This window comes from Stutzerimonas kunmingensis, from assembly GCF_021432085.1.
Classification (GTDB): Bacteria; Pseudomonadota; Gammaproteobacteria; order Pseudomonadales; family Pseudomonadaceae; genus Stutzerimonas.
Genome location: NZ_CP090366.1, coordinates 3997662 through 4016884 on the forward strand (window position 1 = coordinate 3997662; position 19223 = coordinate 4016884).

The 19223-nt window shown below is 61.8% G+C and carries 17 protein-coding genes; 14 read left to right on the forward strand and 3 right to left on the reverse strand.

Annotation, left to right across the window (positions count from 1 at the left end; genetic code table 11):
• Positions 1 to 74 precede the first annotated feature (74 nt).
• From LW136_RS19085 to LW136_RS19135, 11 genes are all read left to right on the forward strand, one after another.
• Entirely contained in the window at positions 75 to 2846 is a 2772-nt protein-coding gene (locus tag LW136_RS19085) for an LPS-assembly protein LptD (RefSeq protein WP_234173600.1), read from the forward strand.
• The gene (locus tag LW136_RS19090; protein ID WP_234173603.1) at positions 2827 to 4134 is read left to right on the forward strand and encodes a peptidylprolyl isomerase; all 1308 of its coding nucleotides are present in this window, start codon (positions 2827 to 2829) and stop codon (positions 4132 to 4134) included. The genes LW136_RS19085 and LW136_RS19090 overlap by 20 nt, the downstream gene beginning before the upstream one ends.
• 111 nt (positions 4135 to 4245) lie before the next feature.
• Positions 4246 to 5238 carry a 4-hydroxythreonine-4-phosphate dehydrogenase PdxA gene (pdxA, locus tag LW136_RS19095; protein WP_041015144.1) on the forward strand — a complete coding sequence of 331 codons (993 nt, stop codon included), beginning with the start codon at positions 4246 to 4248 and terminating at the stop codon, positions 5236 to 5238.
• Positions 5239 to 5351: 113 nt separating this feature from the next.
• A complete protein-coding gene (gene rsmA, locus LW136_RS19100; RefSeq protein WP_014821680.1) occupies positions 5352 to 6146 on the forward strand; it encodes a 16S rRNA (adenine(1518)-N(6)/adenine(1519)-N(6))-dimethyltransferase RsmA in 795 nt (264 codons plus the stop codon).
• A 40-nt stretch (positions 6147 to 6186) separates the two neighbouring features.
• Positions 6187 to 6570, forward strand: a complete 384-nt coding sequence (gene apaG / locus LW136_RS19105; RefSeq protein WP_023445891.1) for a Co2+/Mg2+ efflux protein ApaG — start codon at positions 6187 to 6189, stop codon at positions 6568 to 6570.
• Entirely contained in the window at positions 6567 to 7394 is an 828-nt protein-coding gene (locus LW136_RS19110) for a symmetrical bis(5'-nucleosyl)-tetraphosphatase (protein WP_234173604.1), read from the forward strand. The genes apaG and LW136_RS19110 overlap by 4 nt, the downstream gene beginning before the upstream one ends.
• Positions 7391 to 7723, forward strand: coding sequence for a thiosulfate sulfurtransferase GlpE (gene glpE, locus LW136_RS19115; protein ID WP_003300975.1), 333 nt, complete (start codon positions 7391 to 7393; stop codon positions 7721 to 7723). Before LW136_RS19110 ends, glpE begins: the two co-directional genes overlap by 4 nt.
• A gap of 270 nt (positions 7724 to 7993) precedes the next feature.
• Entirely contained in the window at positions 7994 to 9916 is a 1923-nt protein-coding gene (locus LW136_RS19120; RefSeq protein WP_042924561.1) for a PrkA family serine protein kinase, read from the forward strand.
• Between the two features lie 81 nt (positions 9917 to 9997).
• Positions 9998 to 11269: a YeaH/YhbH family protein gene (locus tag LW136_RS19125; RefSeq protein ID WP_014821685.1), complete on the forward strand. Its 1272-nt coding sequence runs from the start codon at positions 9998 to 10000 to the stop codon at positions 11267 to 11269.
• A 10-nt stretch (positions 11270 to 11279) separates the two neighbouring features.
• Entirely contained in the window at positions 11280 to 12827 is a 1548-nt protein-coding gene (locus LW136_RS19130; RefSeq protein ID WP_041015147.1) for a SpoVR family protein, read from the forward strand.
• Positions 12828 to 12923: 96 nt separating this feature from the next.
• Complete coding sequence (locus LW136_RS19135; RefSeq protein ID WP_234173607.1) at positions 12924 to 14093, forward strand: multifunctional CCA addition/repair protein; 1170 nt, start codon at positions 12924 to 12926, stop codon at positions 14091 to 14093.
• A gap of 6 nt (positions 14094 to 14099) precedes the next feature.
• On the opposite strand, the gene folK is transcribed toward LW136_RS19135, so the two are convergent.
• The gene (gene folK / locus LW136_RS19140) at positions 14100 to 14642 is read right to left on the reverse strand and encodes a 2-amino-4-hydroxy-6-hydroxymethyldihydropteridine diphosphokinase (protein WP_014821688.1); all 543 of its coding nucleotides are present in this window, start codon (positions 14640 to 14642) and stop codon (positions 14100 to 14102) included.
• Positions 14633 to 14986, reverse strand: a complete 354-nt coding sequence (gene folB, locus LW136_RS19145; RefSeq protein WP_234173610.1) for a dihydroneopterin aldolase — start codon at positions 14984 to 14986, stop codon at positions 14633 to 14635. Before folB ends, folK begins: the two co-directional genes overlap by 10 nt.
• Positions 14987 to 15061: 75 nt before the next feature.
• Here folB and plsY point away from each other — a divergent pair, with 75 nt between their 5' ends.
• Entirely contained in the window at positions 15062 to 15631 is a 570-nt protein-coding gene (gene plsY / locus LW136_RS19150; RefSeq protein WP_031297964.1) for a glycerol-3-phosphate 1-O-acyltransferase PlsY, read from the forward strand.
• A 15-nt stretch (positions 15632 to 15646) separates the two neighbouring features.
• Here the strand turns inward: plsY and tsaD are convergent, their stop codons facing one another.
• Positions 15647 to 16672: a tRNA (adenosine(37)-N6)-threonylcarbamoyltransferase complex transferase subunit TsaD gene (tsaD, locus tag LW136_RS19155; RefSeq protein WP_023445898.1), complete on the reverse strand. Its 1026-nt coding sequence runs from the start codon at positions 16670 to 16672 to the stop codon at positions 15647 to 15649.
• Positions 16673 to 16868: 196 nt separating this feature from the next.
• On the opposite strand from tsaD, the gene rpsU reads away from it, so the two are divergent.
• Positions 16869 to 17084, forward strand: coding sequence for a 30S ribosomal protein S21 (gene rpsU / locus LW136_RS19160; RefSeq protein ID WP_003296736.1), 216 nt, complete (start codon positions 16869 to 16871; stop codon positions 17082 to 17084).
• 138 nt (positions 17085 to 17222) lie between these two features.
• Positions 17223 to 19166, forward strand: a complete 1944-nt coding sequence (dnaG, locus tag LW136_RS19165) for a DNA primase (protein WP_234173611.1) — start codon at positions 17223 to 17225, stop codon at positions 19164 to 19166.
• Positions 19167 to 19223: the final 57 nt, after the last annotated feature.

Consider the following 19223-nt stretch of genomic DNA (forward strand, 5'->3'; position numbering starts at 1 on the left):
CGACTCTCAGCCCATCGAGAGGCGTGCGGCCCAGCCGGCCGATGGCTCGCCGCAAGCACGGACCAAAAAACAAGATGGCAGTCAAATACCCCGCGTTTCGTAAAAAATTCCCTCTACTGGTTACTGGCGGTCTGCTTGCATTGCAACCGGTAGCTGTACCTTTTGTCTTCGCAGCCGAACAGTTCGCCTGCCAGCCCGACGCCTCCGGCGGCTGGAACTGCGCGTCCAATGAAGCCAGTCAGACCCTGCCACCGCGCCCGGTACACAGCGGCAGCACCGTGAGCACATCGAGCACCGCCAAGTCGACGAGCAGCAAGGCGCAAGCGCCAACGGCGACGACCAAGCTGGTCACCGAAAGCAAGGGCCGCGCCCTCGCCTCTCGCAGCGCCGATTACAGCCATCTCGACTGGGTTCCGCGCGAGCAGCTGACCCCGGCTCAGCTCGCCGAAACTGGTCCTTACTGCGCCGGTACCTATGTCGAGCCCGACCGTCCCGGCAAGTTCGACACCACCCCGATGAGCGAAGCGCCGACCTATGTGTCGGCCAAAGCCACCCGCTACGAGCAGGAACAGGAAGTCGCCACCCTCGCCGGTGACGTGTTGCTGCGTCAGGGCAGCATTCAGGTCGAGGCGGACGAAGCCAGCCTGCACCAGCTGGAAAATCGCGGCGAGCTGACCGGCAATGTGCGCTTCCGCGACCGCGATGCATTGCTGGTCGGCGACCGCGCCGAGATCTTCCTCGACAGCGGCGAAGCCAAGGTGGAAAACGCCGAGTACGTCGTGCATTCCGGCAAGGTGCGTGGCAGCGCGCAATACGCCAAGCGTGAAGAAACCGCGATCATTCGCCTCAAGGACGGTACCTACACCAGCTGCGAGCCCGGCGAAAACAGCTGGCACCTGCAAGGCAACAACGTCACGCTGAACCCGGCCACGGGCTTCGGCTCGGCCACCAACGTCACGCTGCGGGTCAAGGATGTTCCGGTGTTCTACACACCCTACATCCATTTCCCCATCGACGACCGTCGCCAGTCGGGCTTTCTCGCGCCGAGCATCGGCTCGTCCAGCGATACCGGCCTCTCGCTGCAGACGCCCTATTACTTCAACCTGGCGCCGAACTTCGACGCGACGCTGTATCCGCACCTGATGACCGACCGCGGCCTGCTGATGGAAGGCGAGTTCCGCTACCTGACCCGCAGCAGCGAGGGCCAGTTCGGCGCGGCTTACCTGGACGACAGCAACGACGACCGCGAACTGCAGTCCGAGTACGAAGACCAGCGTTGGATGTACAGCTGGCAGAACCGTACCGGGCTGGACTCGCGCTGGCTCGCCGAAGTGGACTACACCGATCTCAGCGATCCGTACTACTTCCAGGATCTGGACACTAATCTGGATATCGATCAGCCGGATCACCTCGATCAGCGCGGTACGCTTACCTACCGCGGCAATACCTATACCGCACGCCTCAACATGCACGCCTATGAGCGCGCCACCGTCGCCGACATCACCCCGTATGAGCGACTGCCGCAGCTAACCCTGGATGGACGCCTGCCGTTCCAGCCAGGCGGTCTGAACTTCGCCTACAAGACCGAGTTCGTCAGCTTCCAACGCAGCCTGCGCGACGGCAACTTCATCAACGAAGACGGCAACCCAGAGCAGTGGTACGACGATCGCCTGCGTGGCCTGACGCGCGCCGAGGGCGAGCGCATACATCTCGAGCCGGGCGTCAGCCTGCCGCTAAACTGGTCGTGGGGCTTCATTACCCCGTCACTGAAGTACGCTTATACCCAATACGATCTGGATCTGGACGCTCGCGGGCGTAATCCGGCACTCGACGGAGTCACCAATTTCAAACGCTCGCCCGATCGCAGCGTCCCGATCCTCAGCGTCGACAGCGGCCTGTACTTCGACCGAGACACCCAGTGGTTCGGCAAGGACTATCGTCAGACTCTCGAGCCGCGCCTGTTCTACCTGTACGTGCCGGAGGAAGATCAAGACAATATCCCGGTTTTCGATACCGGCGAAAGTAGCTTCAGCTATTCCTCGCTGTGGCGCGAGAACCGCTTCTCTGGCAATGATCGGATCGGCGATGCGAATCAGGTTTCACTCGGCGTCTCCAGCCGCTGGGTCGAGCCCAACGGTTTCGAGCGCCAGCGCTTCAGCATCGGACAGAGCTATTACTTTCGGGATCGTGAAGTTCAGCTGCCGGGCATGACCGTTGCGGACCGCGCGGATGCAAGGGCAGACGTGTCGCCCTACGCGCTGGAGTACATGTACCGCTACAACCGAGACTGGCGCTTCACCTCGACTTTCAACTGGGATCCGGATGCGAGCAGCACTCGCTCGGGCAGTGCTATGTGGCATTACCAGCCGGAAGACAACCCCAACAAGATCATCAACCTGGGCTACCGCTATCGCAATGATGCAATCCGTTTCGACCAGGCAACTGGCGAGTGGACCTATGGTGGCGATTACGGCACCCCCGGCACGCCGGAATACATCAAGGACTATTACAAGATCAACCAGCATGACTTCTCCGTCATCTGGCCGATCGTCCCGCAATGGAGCGTCATCGCCCGCTGGCAGCACGACTATAGCCGCAGCCGTACCCTGGAAGCCTTCGGTGGCTTCGAGTACGACAGCTGCTGCTGGAAACTGCGCCTGATCAATCGCTACTGGATCGACTACGACGAGACCAGCCTCAACCCTGATCGCAACGACGAGCCGGATAACGGCATCTTCCTGCAGATCGTGCTCAAAGGGCTCGGCGGCGTAGTCGGCAATGCGACCGAAACTTTCCTCGACGAAGGCATCCAAGGCTACCGTGAACGTGAAGATCAAGCTTTCTGAAGTACTGCGCCCGCTCGCGCTCGGCGCTCTGCTGCTGAGCGCCGCGAGCCTCGCGCCTGCAGCCCTCGCCCAGGTTCAACCCCTCGACCGCGTGGTGGCTATCGTCGATAACGACGTCATCATGCAAAGCCAGCTCGAACAGCGTATTCGCGAAGTTCAGCAGACCATCGACAAGCGCGGCGCCGATGTGCCGCCCATGGACGTCCTGCAACAGCAGGTGCTGGAGCGCCTGATCACCGAGAACCTGCAGCTGCAGATAGGTGAGCGCTCCGGCATCCGCATTTCCGATGAAGAACTCAATCAGGCCATGGGCACCATTGCCCAGCGCAACAACATGTCGCCGGAGCAGTTTCGTGAAGCCCTGGTACGCGACGGCCTGAGTCTGGAGACGGCCCGCGAACAGATCCGCCGCGAGATGATCATCAGCCGCGTGCGCCAGCGTCGCGTGGCGGAACGCATTCAGGTGTCCAACCAGGAAGTGCAGAACTTCCTGGCCTCCGACCTCGGCAAGCTGCAGTTGTCCGAGGAATACCACCTGGCCAATATCCTCATTCCGGTACCAGAAGCTGCGGATTCCGCAACCATCCAGGCCGCCGAACGCACCGCCATGGATACCTACCAGCAGCTTCAGCAAGGTGCAGACTTCGCTCGCCTAGCCGTCGCGCGCTCCGGTAGCGAGAACGCGCTGGAAGGCGGCGACATGGGCTGGCGCAAAGCGGCTCAGCTGCCACCGCCCTTTGATACCGCCGTGCGCGAGCTGTCGGTTGGCGAGGTCACCGAACCGGTCCGCACGCCGCCAGGCTTCATCATGGTAAAGCTGCTGGAGAAGCGCGGAGGCGAAACACAGGTGCGCGACGAAGTGCATGTCCGCCACATCCTGATCAAGCCCAGCGCAATCCGTAGCGAAGAAGAGGCCCGCCTGCTGGTGCAGCGCCTGCGTGATCGCATCAGCGCTGGCGAAGACTTCGCCGAGCTGGCCAAGAGCTTTTCCGAAGACCCTGGTTCGGCGCTCAACGGCGGCGACCTGAACTGGATCGACCCGGCCTCTCTGGTGCCCGAGTTCCGCGAAGTCATGGCCAATACGGCAAGCGGCGAATTGTCCCCGGTGTTCAAGTCGCCCTACGGCTGGCACGTCCTCGAGGTGCTCGGCCGCCGTGCGACCGATGCCAGTGAGCAGTTCCGCGAGCAACAGGCGCTGAGCCTGCTGCGCAACCGCAAGTACGACGAAGAGCTGCAGGCGTGGTTACGCCAGATCCGCGACGAAGCCTACGTCGAGATCAAGCTCTAATCTTCACGCTGTACCTACAAGCAACAGGAATGCGGGGTGATGGCCGAAGGGTCGCCACCCCGTTTTCATTTCAGGCGGTTGAACGCCACACGCCATGCAGAGAGAAGCCTGATGACCGCTCCCCGCCCCTTCGTTCTCACCCCCGGCGAACCGGCCGGCATCGGCCCGGACTTGTGCCTGCTGCTGGCGCGCGAGGCCCAGCCTCAGATCCTGGTAGCCATCGCCAGTTGTTCGCTGCTGGCAGAGCGCGCCTCGCAACTGGGGCTGACGATTGAGCTGCGGGAAGTCGGGCCACATGGCTGGCCAAGCCAACCGGCGCCGGCCAACTGCCTGTATGTCTGGGATACTCCCTTGGATGCACCGGTGATCGCGGGCCAGCTCGACGCGCGCAACGGCCACTACGTACTGGAAACGCTGACCCGAGCTGGAAACGGGTGTCTCGACGGCAGCTTCGCCGGCATGATCACCGCGCCGGTGCACAAGGGTGTGATCAATGAGGCCGGCATCCCCTTTTCAGGCCATACCGAGTTTCTCGCCGAGCTGACCCGCACCGAGCAGGTGGTCATGATGCTGGCCACGCACGGATTGCGTGTCGCGCTGGTCACCACCCACCTGCCGCTCAAGGATGTCGCCGCGGCGATTACCGCGGAGCGCCTGGAGCGGGTTACGCGAATCCTGCACCACGATCTGGTCAGCAAGTTCGGCATTACCCAACCACGTATTCTTGTCTGCGGCCTGAACCCCCATGCGGGTGAGGGCGGCCATCTGGGCCGCGAAGAAATCGAGATCATCGAGCCGGTGCTGACCAGGCTGCGTGACGAGGGGCTTGATCTGATCGGCCCGCTGCCAGCCGATACGCTGTTCACCCCAAAAAATCTCGAGTTCTGCGACGCAGTGCTGGCGATGTACCACGACCAGGGCCTGCCGGTACTCAAGTACAAGGGTTTTGGTGCCGCGGTCAACGTGACCCTGGGCCTGCCGATCGTTCGCACGTCGGTAGATCATGGCACCGCGCTGGATCTGGCCGGCAGCGGCAAGATCGACACAGGCAGCCTGCGGGTCGCACTGGAAACGGCCTACCAGATGGTCGGCAGCCAGAGCTAGCACGCACCCCACGCGGCTCGAACGATCTTCTTGTCGCCCTCGCCTGCTAAAATACGCGCCTTATTCGTTTTCAGCTTTGAGCTTCAGGCTTCAAGCTGCGCCCTGGAGCCCCGATGTCCGATTATCAGCACCGCGCACGCAAGCGCTTTGGCCAGAACTTCCTGCACGACGCTGGCGTCATTCACCGCATCCTGCGGGCGATTCATGCCAAACCGGGTGAGCGACTGGTGGAGATCGGCCCAGGCCAGGGTGCATTGACCGAAGGACTGCTCGACAGCGGCGCGCATCTGGATGTCGTCGAGCTCGACCTCGACCTGATCCCCATCCTGCAGGGCAAATTCGCTGGGCGCGAGAACTTCAATCTGCACCAGGGCGACGCGCTGAAGTTCGACTTCGGTCGCCTCAGCGCAGAGCCGAACAGCCTGCGAATCGTCGGCAACCTGCCCTACAACATCTCTACCCCGCTGATCTTTCACCTGCTCGACCACGCGCACCTGATCCGCGACATGCATTTCATGCTGCAGAAGGAAGTGGTCGAACGCCTGGCCGCGCTGCCGGGCGGCGGCGACTGGGGCCGACTGTCGATCATGGTGCAGTATCACTGCCGGGTAGAGCACCTGTTCAACGTCGGTCCGGGTGCGTTCAACCCGGCGCCAAAGGTCGATTCGGCGATCGTTCGCCTGGTGCCACATGAGACGCTGCCGCATCCAGCGCGCGATCACCATCAACTGGAGCGCGTAGTGCGCGAGGCGTTCAACCAACGGCGCAAGACCTTGCGCAATACCCTCAAGGGGCTGCTGGACGCCGACGCCATCGCAGCGGCGGATGTGGATGGCAGCCTGCGACCCGAACAACTGGATCTGGCGGCCTTCGTTCGCCTTTCCGACCAACTGACAGAACGCAGCTGAGGCTTCGGTCTCTACCCTGCCTTCAACAGCGAGCAGACTCATGTCCGACGATAACCGCTACCGCATCGACGTCAGCGTCACGCCTCGCTATCTGGCCGCGCAATCGGAGCCGGAACAAAACCGCTATGCCTTTGCCTACACCGTAACCATCGAAAACAATGGCGAGGTGGCGGCGCAGCTGCTGTCGCGACACTGGATCATCACCGATGGCGACGGCCAGGTGCAGGAAGTGCGCGGTGCCGGCGTCATTGGCGAGCAGCCGCTGATCGCACCAGGCGAACACCACGTCTACACCAGCGGAACGCTGCTGGCCACCTGTGTCGGCAGCATGCAAGGCAGCTATGAGATGTTGGCCGAGGATGGTCACAGTTTCGATGCGCTCATTGCGCCGTTCCGCCTGGCCGTACCCGGAGCATTGCATTGACGACCTATGCCGTCGGCGACCTGCAAGGTTGCCTCGAACCGCTGACCTGTTTGTTGGAGCGCGTCGACTTCAGCCCTTCGCGAGACTGCCTGTGGCTGGCCGGCGACCTGGTCAACCGCGGCCCGCAATCGCTCGAGGCACTGCGCTTCGTACGCGATCTCGGGTCGTCCGCAATCACCGTCCTCGGCAATCACGACCTGCACCTGCTGGCTGTGGCTCACAACATAGAGCGCATGCGCAAGTCCGACACGCTGCAAGCAATTCTGGCAGCGCCGGATCGGACCGACCTAATCGACTGGCTGCGCCAGCAGAAGCTCATCCATTACGAAGCTGCGCGTCACACCGCAATGGTGCATGCCGGCATTCCGCCGCAGTGGTCGCTGGAAAAGGCACTCAAGCGCGCCTCGGAAGTCGAGCAGGCACTGCAGGACGACGCACTGCTGATGCCGTTCCTCGACGGCATGTACGGTAATCAACCGTCGAAATGGAACAAGGAGCTGCACGGGGTGCCGCGACTGCGCCTGATCACCAACTACTTCACCCGCATGCGTTTCTGCAAGGCCGACGGCACGCTCGATCTGGAAGCGAAGGAAGGCGCCGACAGCGCCCCCGCCGGCTACTCGCCTTGGTTTAGCCACGCCAATCGCAAGACCCGCAACGTCAAACTGATCTTTGGTCACTGGGCTGCGCTGGAGGGTCAATGCGACGAGCCGAACGTCTTCGCGCTGGACACTGGCTGCGTCTGGGGCAACGCCATGACCTTGATGAACCTCGACAGCGGCGAAATGCACCGCTGCGAATGTGAACACGGGAAACCCGCATGACAGACTTCAAACGCATCCCGCCAGAACAGGCGCAGACCATGCGCAGCAGCGGCGCCGTGATCGTGGACATCCGCGATCCGCACAGCTATGCCAATGGCCATATCAGTGGCTCGCTGCATCTGGACAACCACTCGCTGCCGGATTTCATTGCCGCCGCCGATCTCGACCAGCCGCTGATCGTCACCTGCTACCACGGCCACTCCAGCCAGAGCGCAGCGGCCTATCTGGTCAATCAGGGCTTTTCGGACGTCTACAGCCTCGACGGCGGCTTCGAACTCTGGCGTCACACCTATCCGGCCGATGTCGAGCGCGGCGAAGAACAAGCGTAAAAATTTATTTCCCTTCGATAGCCCGCCATCCGCGGGCTAGGCGCTATCAACAGCCGAACGGCAGCGCCTAAATCTCCTCCTCGCCCTTGACCTTGCCGAATCCGAACTATCCTTGAGTTCAGGCCATCCAAATAAACGAAGCCGGGAAACGGCTGACGGATTTCAGGGTTTCGACCATTAGGTGTTCGGGGGAACTCCACTGGCCGCCACTTCGGCCGGGCCCAGAGTGCCTGATGACGCGCCTATTCGTGCATCGATCGAGGTGAAGTCATGAGCATTTTCAGCCACTTCCAACAACGTTTCGAAGCGACCCGCCAGGAGGAGTATTCCCTCCAGGAATATCTCGATCTGTGCAAGGCGGACCCAGGTACCTATGCCAGCGCCGCCGAGCGCCTGCTGATGGCGATCGGCGAGCCCGAACTGGTCGACACATCGGTCGACTCGCGACTGTCGCGCATCTTCTCCAACAAGGTGATCCGCCGTTATCCGGCATTCGAGGATTTCCATGGCATGGAGGAGTGCATCGACCAGATCGTTTCCTACTTCCGTCACGCCGCGCAGGGGCTGGAAGAGAAGAAGCAGATCCTCTATCTCCTCGGTCCGGTGGGCGGGGGTAAATCGTCGCTTGCCGAGAAGCTCAAGCAGCTGATGGAGCATGTGCCCTTCTACGCAATCAAGGACTCGCCAGTGTTCGAGTCGCCATTGGGGCTGTTCAACCCAATCGAAGATGCGCAGATCCTCGAGGAGGACTACGGCATTCCTCGGCGCTACCTGAACTCGATCATGTCGCCCTGGGCCACCAAGCGCCTGCAGGAGTTCGGCGGCGACATCTCCAAATTCCGCGTGGTCAAGCTGTACCCGTCGATCCTCAACCAGATCGCGGTTGCCAAGACCGAACCCGGCGACGAAAACAACCAGGACATCTCCTCGCTGGTGGGCAAGGTCGATATCCGCAAGCTGGAAGAGTTTCCGCAGAACGACGCCGACGCCTATAGCTACTCGGGCGCGCTGTGCCGGGCCAACCAGGGCCTGATGGAGTTCGTCGAGATGTTCAAGGCACCGATCAAGGTGCTGCACCCGCTGCTGACCGCCACCCAGGAAGGCAACTACAACAGCACCGAAGGCCTCGGCGCGATTCCTTACAGCGGCATCCTCCTGGCCCACTCCAACGAGTCGGAATGGCACAGCTTCCGCAACAACAAGAACAACGAAGCCTTCATCGACCGTATCTACATCGTCAAGGTGCCCTACTGCCTGCGGGTCAGTGACGAGATCAAGATCTACGACAAGCTGCTGACCAACAGCTCGCTGGCCCATGCCCATTGCGCGCCGGACACCCTGAAGATGCTCGCACAGTTCTCGGTGCTGTCGCGCCTGAAGGAGCCGGAGAACTCCAACATCTATTCGAAGATGCGCGTGTATGACGGCGAGAACCTCAAGGACACCGATCCCAAGGCCAAGTCGATCCAGGAATACCGCGACACCGCCGGCGTCGACGAAGGCATGAACGGCCTTTCCACCCGCTTCGCCTTCAAGATCCTGTCCAAGGTCTTCAACTTCGACCCACACGAGATCGCCGCCAACCCGGTGCACCTGCTCTACGTGCTGGAGCAGCAGATCGAGCAGGAACAGTTCCCCGCCGAAGTCCGCGAACGCTACCTGCGCTTCATCAAGGAGTACCTGGCGCCGCGCTACATCGAGTTCATCGGCAAGGAGATTCAGACTGCCTACCTCGAGTCCTACAGCGAGTACGGGCAGAACATCTTCGACCGCTACGTGCTGTATGCGGATTTCTGGATTCAGGATCAGGAGTACCGCGATCCGGAAACCGGCGAGATCCTCAATCGCGTGGCGCTCAACGAGGAACTGGAGAAGATCGAGAAGCCGGCCGGCATCAGCAATCCGAAGGACTTCCGCAACGAGATTGTCAACTTCGTGCTGCGCGCCCGCGCCAACAACAACGGCAAGAACCCGTCGTGGCTGTCCTACGAGAAGCTGCGCGTGGTGATCGAGAAGAAGATGTTCTCCAACACCGAGGACCTGCTGCCAGTCATCAGCTTCAACGCCAAGGCGAGCAAGGAAGACCAGAAGAAGCACAACGACTTCGTCGTGCGCATGGTCGAGCGTGGCTACACCGAGAAGCAGGTTCGCCTGCTGTCCGAATGGTATCTGCGGGTGCGTAAATCGCAGTAAGTGGCTGGAAGCCTGAAGCTGGAAGCATCGCGGCACGCTTCCAGCTTCAGGCCTATGGTTTCAGCCAAGCCCGGAGGGCCTATGAGCTACGTGATCGATCGTCGCCTGAATGGCAAGAACAAGAGCACGGTGAACCGCCAGCGTTTCCTGCAGCGGTACCGTGGGCATATCAAGAAGGCGGTGGAGGAAGCCGTCGGCCGGCGCTCCATCACCGACATGGAACATGGCGAGCAGATCAGCATTCCCGGCCGCGACATCGATGAGCCGGTGCTGCACCACGGCCGCGGCGGCCGCCAGACCATCGTCCATCCGGGCAACAAGGAGTTCGTTGCCGGCGAACGCATCCCCAGGCCGCAGGGCGGCGGCGGTGGCCAGGGCGCCGGCCAGGCCAGCAATAGCGGCGACGGCATGGACGACTTCGTCTTCCAGATCACCCAGGAAGAATTCCTCGATTTCATGTTCGAGGACCTCGAACTGCCCAATCTGGTAAAGCGTCACCTGACCGGCACCGATACCTTCAAAACCGTGCGGGCCGGCATCAGCAACGAGGGCAACCCGTCGCGCATCAACATCGTGCGCACGCTGCGCTCGGCCCATGCCAGACGCATTGCGCTATCTGGCAGCAGCCGTGCACAACTGCGCACACTGAAGGCAGAGCTGGAGCGACTACGTCTTGAGGAGCCGAACAACTTCGGCGACATCAAGGCCACCGAGGAGGAGATCGAAAGGCTGAAGGCGCGCATCAAACGCGTGCCATTCCTCGACACCTTCGATCTGAAATACAACCTGCTGGTCAAGCATCCCAACCCCAGCTCCAAGGCAGTGATGTTCTGCCTGATGGACGTTTCCGGCTCCATGACTCAGGCCACCAAGGACATCGCCAAGCGCTTCTTCATCCTGCTGTACCTTTTCCTCAAGCGGAACTACGACAAGATCGATGTGGTGTTCATCCGTCACCACACCAGCGCCAAGGAAGTCGACGAGGAAGAGTTCTTCTACTCGCGGGAGACCGGCGGCACCATCGTCTCCAGCGCCCTGAAGATGATGCAGGAGATCATGGCCGAGCGTTACCCGGCCAACGAGTGGAACATCTACGCCGCTCAGGCTTCCGACGGCGACAACTGGAACGACGATTCGCCGCTGTGCCGCGACATCCTGATCAACCAGATCATGCCGTTCGTGCAGTACTTCACCTACGTTGAAATCACCCCGCGCGAACACCAGGCGCTCTGGTACGAGTACAACCAGGTCGCAGAAGCCTTTTCCGATGCGTTCGCCCAACAGCAGTTGGTCAGCGCCGGGGACATCTACCCAGTGTTCCGCGAACTCTTCCAGCGGCGCATGACCAGCTGAGGTGTGCAGCATGAAGCGACAGCCCATTTCTACCGGCTCGGAATGGACCTTCGACCTGATTCGGCAGTACGACCGCGAGATCGGCCGCATCGCCGAGCGCTACGCGCTGGACACCTACCCGAACCAGATCGAGGTGATCACCGCCGAGCAGATGATGGACGCCTACGCCTCGGTTGGCATGCCGCTGGGTTACCACCACTGGTCCTACGGCAAGCAGTTCCTGCACACCGAGAAACACTACAAGCGCGGGCAGATGGGTCTGGCCTACGAGATCGTCATCAATTCCGATCCCTGCATCGCCTACCTGATGGAAGAGAACACCATGTGCATGCAGGCACTGGTGATCGCCCACGCCAGCTACGGGCACAACAGCTTCTTCAAGGGCAATTACCTGTTCCGCACCTGGACCGACGCCAGCTCGATCATTGATTACCTGGTGTTCGCCAAGCAGTACATCATGCAATGCGAGGAGCGGCACGGCATCGATGCGGTGGAAGACCTGCTCGACTCCTGCCACGCACTGATGAACTACGGTGTCGACCGCTACAAGCGTCCCTACCCCATCTCTGCAGAAGAAGAGCGCCGACGCCAGAAGGATCGCGAGGAGCATCTGCAACGGCAGATCAACGACCTCTGGCGCACCATTCCCAAGGGCACGGACAAGGGCGATGGGTTGGCGGACAGTCAGCGTTTCCCGGCAGAGCCGCAGGAAAACATCCTCTATTTCATCGAGAAGCATGCCCCGCTGCTGGAGCCATGGCAGCGCGAGGTGGTGCGTATCGTGCGCAAGATCGCGCAGTACTTCTATCCACAGCGCCAGACCCAGGTGATGAACGAAGGCTGGGCGACATTCTGGCACTACACCCTGCTCAACGATCTGTATGACGAGGGCCTGGTCACCGACGGCTTCATGATGGAGTTTCTGCAGTCGCATACCAGCGTGATCTACCAGCCAGGCTTCGACAGCCCCTACTACAGCGGCATCAACCCCTACACACTGGGCTTCGCCATGTATCAGGACATCCGCCGGATTTGCGAGCACCCCACCGAGGAGGACAAGCGCTGGTTCCCGGAGATCGCCGGCAGCGACTGGCTGACCACCGTCAAGTTCGCCATGAACAACTTCAAGGATGAGAGCTTTATCCTGCAGTTTCTCTCGCCTAAGGTGATCCGCGACCTCAAGCTGTTCAGCATCCTTGACGATGACCGCAAGGACGAGCTGCTGGTCCCGGCGATCCACGATGAAAGTGGTTACCACACCATTCGCGAACTGCTCGCCGCGCAATACAACCTCGGCAACCGCGAGCCCAACGTCCAGGTATGGAACGTCGACCGTCGCGGCGATCGCTCGCTGACCTTGCGTCACATGCAGCACGACCGCAAGCCATTGGGCGGGTCCACCGAAGAGGTGCTCAAGCATCTGCATCGGCTGTGGGGCTTCGATGTGCACCTGCAGTCGATGCAGGACGACAAGCTGGTCAATACCCATCACATGCCACCAAGACCCAGCAGCGATGCAGAGACCGACAACCGTTTTCCCGGCATGAACTTCGCCTGACAGTGGGCCGCGGCCCACCTCCGCGACCCTTCCTTACCCGCCACGCTGTAGCCTCAGCGCCGATATCCTTTATCCTCCGCGCCAACGGAGGTGGACATGCAGATCTATAAAGTCGGCGGCGCGGTGCGCGACCGTCTGTTGGGGCGCCCGGTGACCGAGGTCGACTGGCTGGTGGTCGGTGCCACGCCGGAAGAAATGCAGGCCAGCGGCTTCCGCCCGGTCGGTGCGGACTTCCCGGTTTTCCTGCACCCGCAGACCGGCGAGGAATACGCCCTGGCGCGCACCGAGCGCAAAAGCGGTCGTGGCTATGGCGGATTTACCTTCCATGCCAGCCCCGACGTCACCCTCGAAGAAGACCTGCAGCGCCGCGATCTCACCATCAATGCCATCGCCGAAGATGACCAGGGCCAGCTGATCGATCCATACGGCGGTCAGCGCGACCTGCGGGCACGGCTATTGCGCCACGTTTCCCCCGCTTTCGCCGAAGATCCGTTGCGTGTTCTGCGCGTGGCGCGCTTCGCTGCACGCTATGCCGAACTGGGTTTCCGTATCGCCGACGAGACACTTGAGCTGATGCGCCAGCTGGCGCGCTCCGGCGAGTTGTCGGCGCTGACGGCGGAACGCAGCTGGAAAGAGATTTCGCGTGCGCTGATGGAGCCGCGGCCGGATGTGTTCATTCAGGTGCTGCAGGACTGTGACGCGCTGGCCGAGCTGTTCCCGGAACTGGCCGCCACCTTCGCCAAGGGCAATGCTGCCGGTGGGCACCTGCTTGGCACGCTTCGGCAGTGCGCCGAACATGCTCAGCCACTGCCGATACGCTGGGCCTGCCTGCTACTTGGCTGCACGACGTCGGCCGATAGCCAGCAACCACGTCTGGCCGCCATCGATACACTCAACCAACGCTGCAAGGCGCCGAGGGATTGCCAGGAACTGGCGATGCTGCTCGGCAGGTATCAGGACGACGCGTTCAACGCCAAGAAACTGCATGCCGATGCACTGCTCGACATGCTGCAGCATTTCGACATCTACCGGCGGCCGGAGCGCTTCGAGCAGTTCGTCGCGGCTTGTGAAATGCACGCCCTGGCAGGCGCGCCCGGCGAGTTGCACTTCGAAGCCGATTATCTGCACGGCGCCGCCAGCGCGGCCCGTGCCGTGCCGGTCAAACCGCTGCTGGATCAAGGATTCAAAGGTGCCGAGCTGGGCAAAGCGCTCAGTGCTGCGCGCCTCGATGCCCTGAGCATCTACTGCCGGGAATATTCGCAGTAAGGCGATTCAGGCGCGCTGTGGAGGATGGTTGCGGATCAGATCGGCAGGCGTAAGCTCGCTGCCGCGCCACTGAAACGGCACTGGCCAGAGCTGCTGGTCAATGGATGACTGCGCCCACAGATCGGCAAAGGCCTCTCCTGCAGCGGGATGTTTGACGGTCGGCGCCAATAACGCCAGCGGCCAGAGCACGAAGGCGTTCTTCAGGATCTCCGCACGCGGCAGCAGCAAGCCATGGAAGTTGCCGACCAGCTCGCCATACAGCAGCACATCGATATCCAGCGGCAACCCCTTGCGATCCGGCGCGTAACGGCCGTTGTCCGCCTCAATGAACTTGAGCCTGCGGTCCAGTTCCGTCAGCGGCAGGTCGGTGTAGCCGGCGACCACCAGGTTGTAGAAGTTGTCGCCCCTATAGCCCACCGCCAGGCTCTCGAACACTGGCGAGCAACGCATATCCTGCAGCAGCTCGGCCAGCGCATCGAGCCCGGCATGCAGGCGCTCGATGCGCTGCACATTGCTGCCCAGGCCGAGCATGACGGGGGTCAGCGACATCCGCGTTCGATCTCCACGCCCAGCGCACGGGCACGCGCATTGACGCCTGGTTTGGTGACCCGCAGGCGCAGCCAGACGATGCCGAACTCACTCATCAACTTTTGCGCCAGACGCTCGGCGAACGTCTCGACCAATTCGAAGCGAGCTTCGGCAGCAAAGCGATCGATGGACGCCGCGACCTGGGCGTAATCCAGCGCTTTGTCCAGCTCGTCATGCTCGGCGGCGGGACGGATGTCCCAGCCCAGCGTCAGATCGAGCTGCAGGCACTGGCGAATCCCGCGCTCCCAGTCGTAGGCGCCGATTACCGTATCCACTTCCAGGCCTTCGATGAAGACTGTATCCACGCAACGTTCTCCTGCGGCACGACAAGCTCGAAACGCGCCGTTAGACTCATAGGCTCCCTGCCCCGGATGGATTCCATGTTCTGGCTGCTGACCTTGCTCGCGTACCTGATCGGCTCGCTGTCATTCGCCATACTGCTTAGCCGCCTGGCCGGAATGCCCGACCCGCGTGCCGGCGGCTCCGGCAACCCCGGCGCCACCAATATGCTTCGTCTGGCAGGCAAGCGACTGGCGATCTGCACGCTGTTCGGCGATCTGCTCAAGGGCCTGCTGCCCGTACTATTGGCCGCCTCGCTGGACATGTCCGTCCAGCAACAGGCCTGGATCGGTCTGGCAGCGGTCTGCGGCCATCTCTATCCGTTGTATTTTCGCTTCCGTGGCGGCAAGGGTGTCGCCACCGCCGCCGGCACCCTGCTCGCGCTCTACCCGCCGGCCGCACTGCTGGCCATCGTCGCCTGGCTGCTGGTATTCCGCCTGACCCGGACCAGCTCGCTGGCTGCCCTTATCGCCCTGCCGCTATGCCTGCCACTGCTGGCCTGGCAGCAACCCGGCGCGCTGTTGCCGATGAGCCTGCTCGCCACACTGATCGTCTGGCGCCATCGCAGCAACGTGCGCGACCTGTTCGCCGGCCGGGAACGGCATTTCTGACCGCTCTGACGCTCATCAGATCGCCGGCAGTGTGTCCATCGACCAACGCGGCTGTACGGTGATCGCCGGACCATCATGCTGCCCGGCGAGCAAGCGCTGACAGCCAGCGTAAGCGATCATCGCACCGTTGTCGGTGCAGAAACGTGGCCGCGCATAGAAGACCTGACCCTTGAACTCACCGAGCATCCGCTCCAGCGACTGGCGCAGAGACTGATTAGCGCTGACCCCGCCGGCGATGACCAGCGACTTCAGGCCCGTCTGCCTAAGGGCTCGGCGACACTTGATGGTCAGCGTCTCGACCACAGCCTGCTGGAACGCCAGCGCGATGTCGCAGCGGGTCTGCTCGGATTCGTCGCCCGCGCTGCGGCACTGCTGCCAGGTATTGAGGGTAAAGGTCTTCAGACCGCTGAAACTGAAATCCAGACCGGGCCGATCAGTCATCGGCCGCGGAAAGACGAAGCGTCCCGGAGCGCCCTGCTCGGCCAGACGGGCGATTTCCGGCCCGCCGGGATAGCGCAAACCCATCAGCTTTGCCGTCTTGTCGAAGGCCTCGCCAGCGGCATCGTCCACCGATTCACCGAGCAGCTCGTATCGGCCAATGCCATCCACGCGAACAAGCTGCGTATGGCCACCCGACACCAGCAAGGCGACGAACGGAAATTGCGGCGGCTGCGCTTCGAGCATCGGCGCCAGCAGGTGACCTTCCATATGGTGCACGCCGACAGCCGGTACGCCCCAGGCCAACGCCAGCGCCTGGGCGCAGGAGGCCCCAACCAGCAGCGCACCGACCAGTCCGGGACCGGCCGTATAGGCCACCGCATCGATCTGGCCGGCCTCGCGGCCCGCCTCCTCCAGCACCTGGCGAATCAGCGGCAGCATGCGTTTCACGTGATCGCGCGAGGCGAGCTCAGGCACCACGCCGCCATAGACGCGATGCAGGTCGATCTGGCTGAATAGCGCGTCGGCCAGCAGGCCCTGTTCGCTGTCGTAAAGCGCGACACCAGTCTCGTCGCAGGACGTTTCCAACCCCAGCACCAGCATGGGTTCAACCTTTCCGGAGGGCGAATGAAGCCGTGCATATTAATCGTCGGGCCGTCCGACCGACCAGCGCTTTTCGATCAGGGGCTTTGCATTCCGCAATTGGAGCGGGTAACATCCGCAACCCTTAAAACCAGCGTGCTTGCGAGTCATTGCCGAAGCGCGTTGCCACCGGTAATCAAGTGAAGGTAAGTCCTGGATGCCCGCTGTCAAAGTTAAAGAGAATGAACCCTTCGACGTAGCACTGCGTCGCTTCAAGCGTTCCTGCGAAAAAGCAGGCGTTCTGGCCGAAGTCCGCTCGCGCGAGTTCTACGAGAAGCCGACTTCCGAGCGCAAGCGCAAGGCTGCCGCTGCAGTCAAGCGTCACGCCAAGAAAGTGCAGCGCGAGCAGCGCCGCAGCGTCCGCCTGTACTAATCCAGTACAGCTGACGTCGCATCAAGCCCGGCTCAGGCCGGGCTTTGCATTGCATGCTTACTCCGCTTCGCCAGCCGGCGAAAGGCCGGAGTTTTTTCATTTCCGGCTCATGCAATGCGAGCGTAATCTGATACCTCTATGGCCGGCCTGATCCCCCAATCCTTCATCGACGACCTGCTCAATCGCTCCGACATCGTCGAGGTGGTCGGCTCGCGCATCCAACTGAAAAAGGCCGGCAAGAACTACAGCGCCCTCTGCCCTTTTCACAAGGAAAAGACGCCCTCGTTCAGCGTCAGTCCGGACAAGCAGTTCTACTATTGCTTCGGCTGCGGCGCTGGCGGCAATGCGCTGGGCTTCGTCATGGACCACGACCAGCTGGACTTCCCCCAGGCAGTCGAGGAACTGGCCAAGCGCGCGGGAATGGAAGTCCCCCACGAGGAAAGCGGCCGCAAACACAAGCCACGCCAGCCGGTCGATTCGCCGCTCTACCCACTGCTGGCTGCCGCCGCCGATTACTACCGCCAAGCCCTGAAAAGCCACGCGACCCGCAAGTCGGCCGTGGAGTACCTCAAGGGCCGCGGCCTGTCCGGCGTGATTGCCCGGGATTTCGGTTTGGGCTTCGCCCCGCCCGGCTGGGACAACCTGATGAAGCATCTCGGCGGCGATGCGCTTCAGCAGAAAGCGCTGATCGACGCCGGCCTGCTGATCGAGAACGCCGAGAACGGCAAACGCTATGACCGTTTCCGCGATCGCGTGATGTTCCCCATCCGCGACAGCCGCGGCCGGGTCATCGCCTTCGGCGGTCGCGTTCTGGGCGACGACAAGCCCAAGTACCTGAATTCGCCGGAAACCCCGGTATTCCACAAGGGCCAGGAACTCTACGGCCTTTACGAAGCGCGGCAGGCCAACCGAGATCTCGACGAGATCATGGTGGTCGAGGGCTACATGGACGTCATTGCACTGGCCCAGCAAGGCTTGCGCAACGCCGTGGCCACCCTTGGTACGGCAACCAGCGAAGAGCATCTCAAGCGCCTGTTCCGCATCGTACCCAGCGTGCTGTTCTGCTTCGATGGCGACGCGGCCGGACGCAAAGCCGCCTGGCGAGCACTGGAAGCCACGCTACCGAACCTACAGGATGGCCGCCGGGCGCGCTTTCTGTTCCTGCCCGACGGAGAGGACCCGGACACACTGGTCCGCGCCGAGGGCACCGATGCATTTCGCGCGCGCATTCAGCAGCACTCACAGCCACTGGCCGATTACTTCTTCCAGCAACTCAGCGACGAAGCCGATCCACGCTCACTGGAAGGCAAGGCCCATTTGGCCACCCTGGCAGCGCCGCTTATCGAAAAGATTCCCGGTGCAAACCTGCGCGCATTGATGCGCCAGCGTCTCACCGAGATCACTGGTCTGAACGGGGAAGCACTGCAGCATATGGCAGCAGCGCCAACCACCGCACCCAGCAACAACTCGGCCGAGTACGACGACGCCGCCTATTACGATACGGGTTCGCACTACGCCGAGACCGACTACTTCCAACCTCCCGAAGCGCCCAAGCCACAACGCGGCGAAAAAAAGGAATGGAAGAAAGACTGGAAAAAATCCGGGCAGCGACCAGACTTCAAACCTCGCGGTCCGCGTACGCCAGCTACCGTCGAGCCGCCGACCCTGACCACGCTGCGGACGCTGCTGCACCATCCGGAGCTAGCACAGAAGGTCGAGGACGTCAGCCATTTCGCCGCAGAAGACGACACATACGCACAATTGCTTGTCGCTCTGCTTGGCACGCTACAGAAGAACCCGAAGCTGCGTAGCCTGCAGCTGATCGCCCGCTGGCATGGAACCGACCAAGGGCGACTTTTACGCGCACTTGCAGAGAAAGAATGGCTGATCTCGGCCGACAACCTTGAACAGCAGTTTTTCGACACCATTAATACCCTTGCCGCCCGACAGCGGGAACGCCGACTCGAAAGCCTGCTGCGTAAGGCTCGCCAAGGTGAACTCAGCGCAGAGGAAAAAGACCAACTGCGTAACCTGCTGAGCCGTAATGCAATACCCGCAACACCGACCTCAACTGGCGTCTGAGGTCCTAGCTCGGCTATAATGCTCAGCTTGTTTTCAGCCCGCCAGAACCTTCAGTGG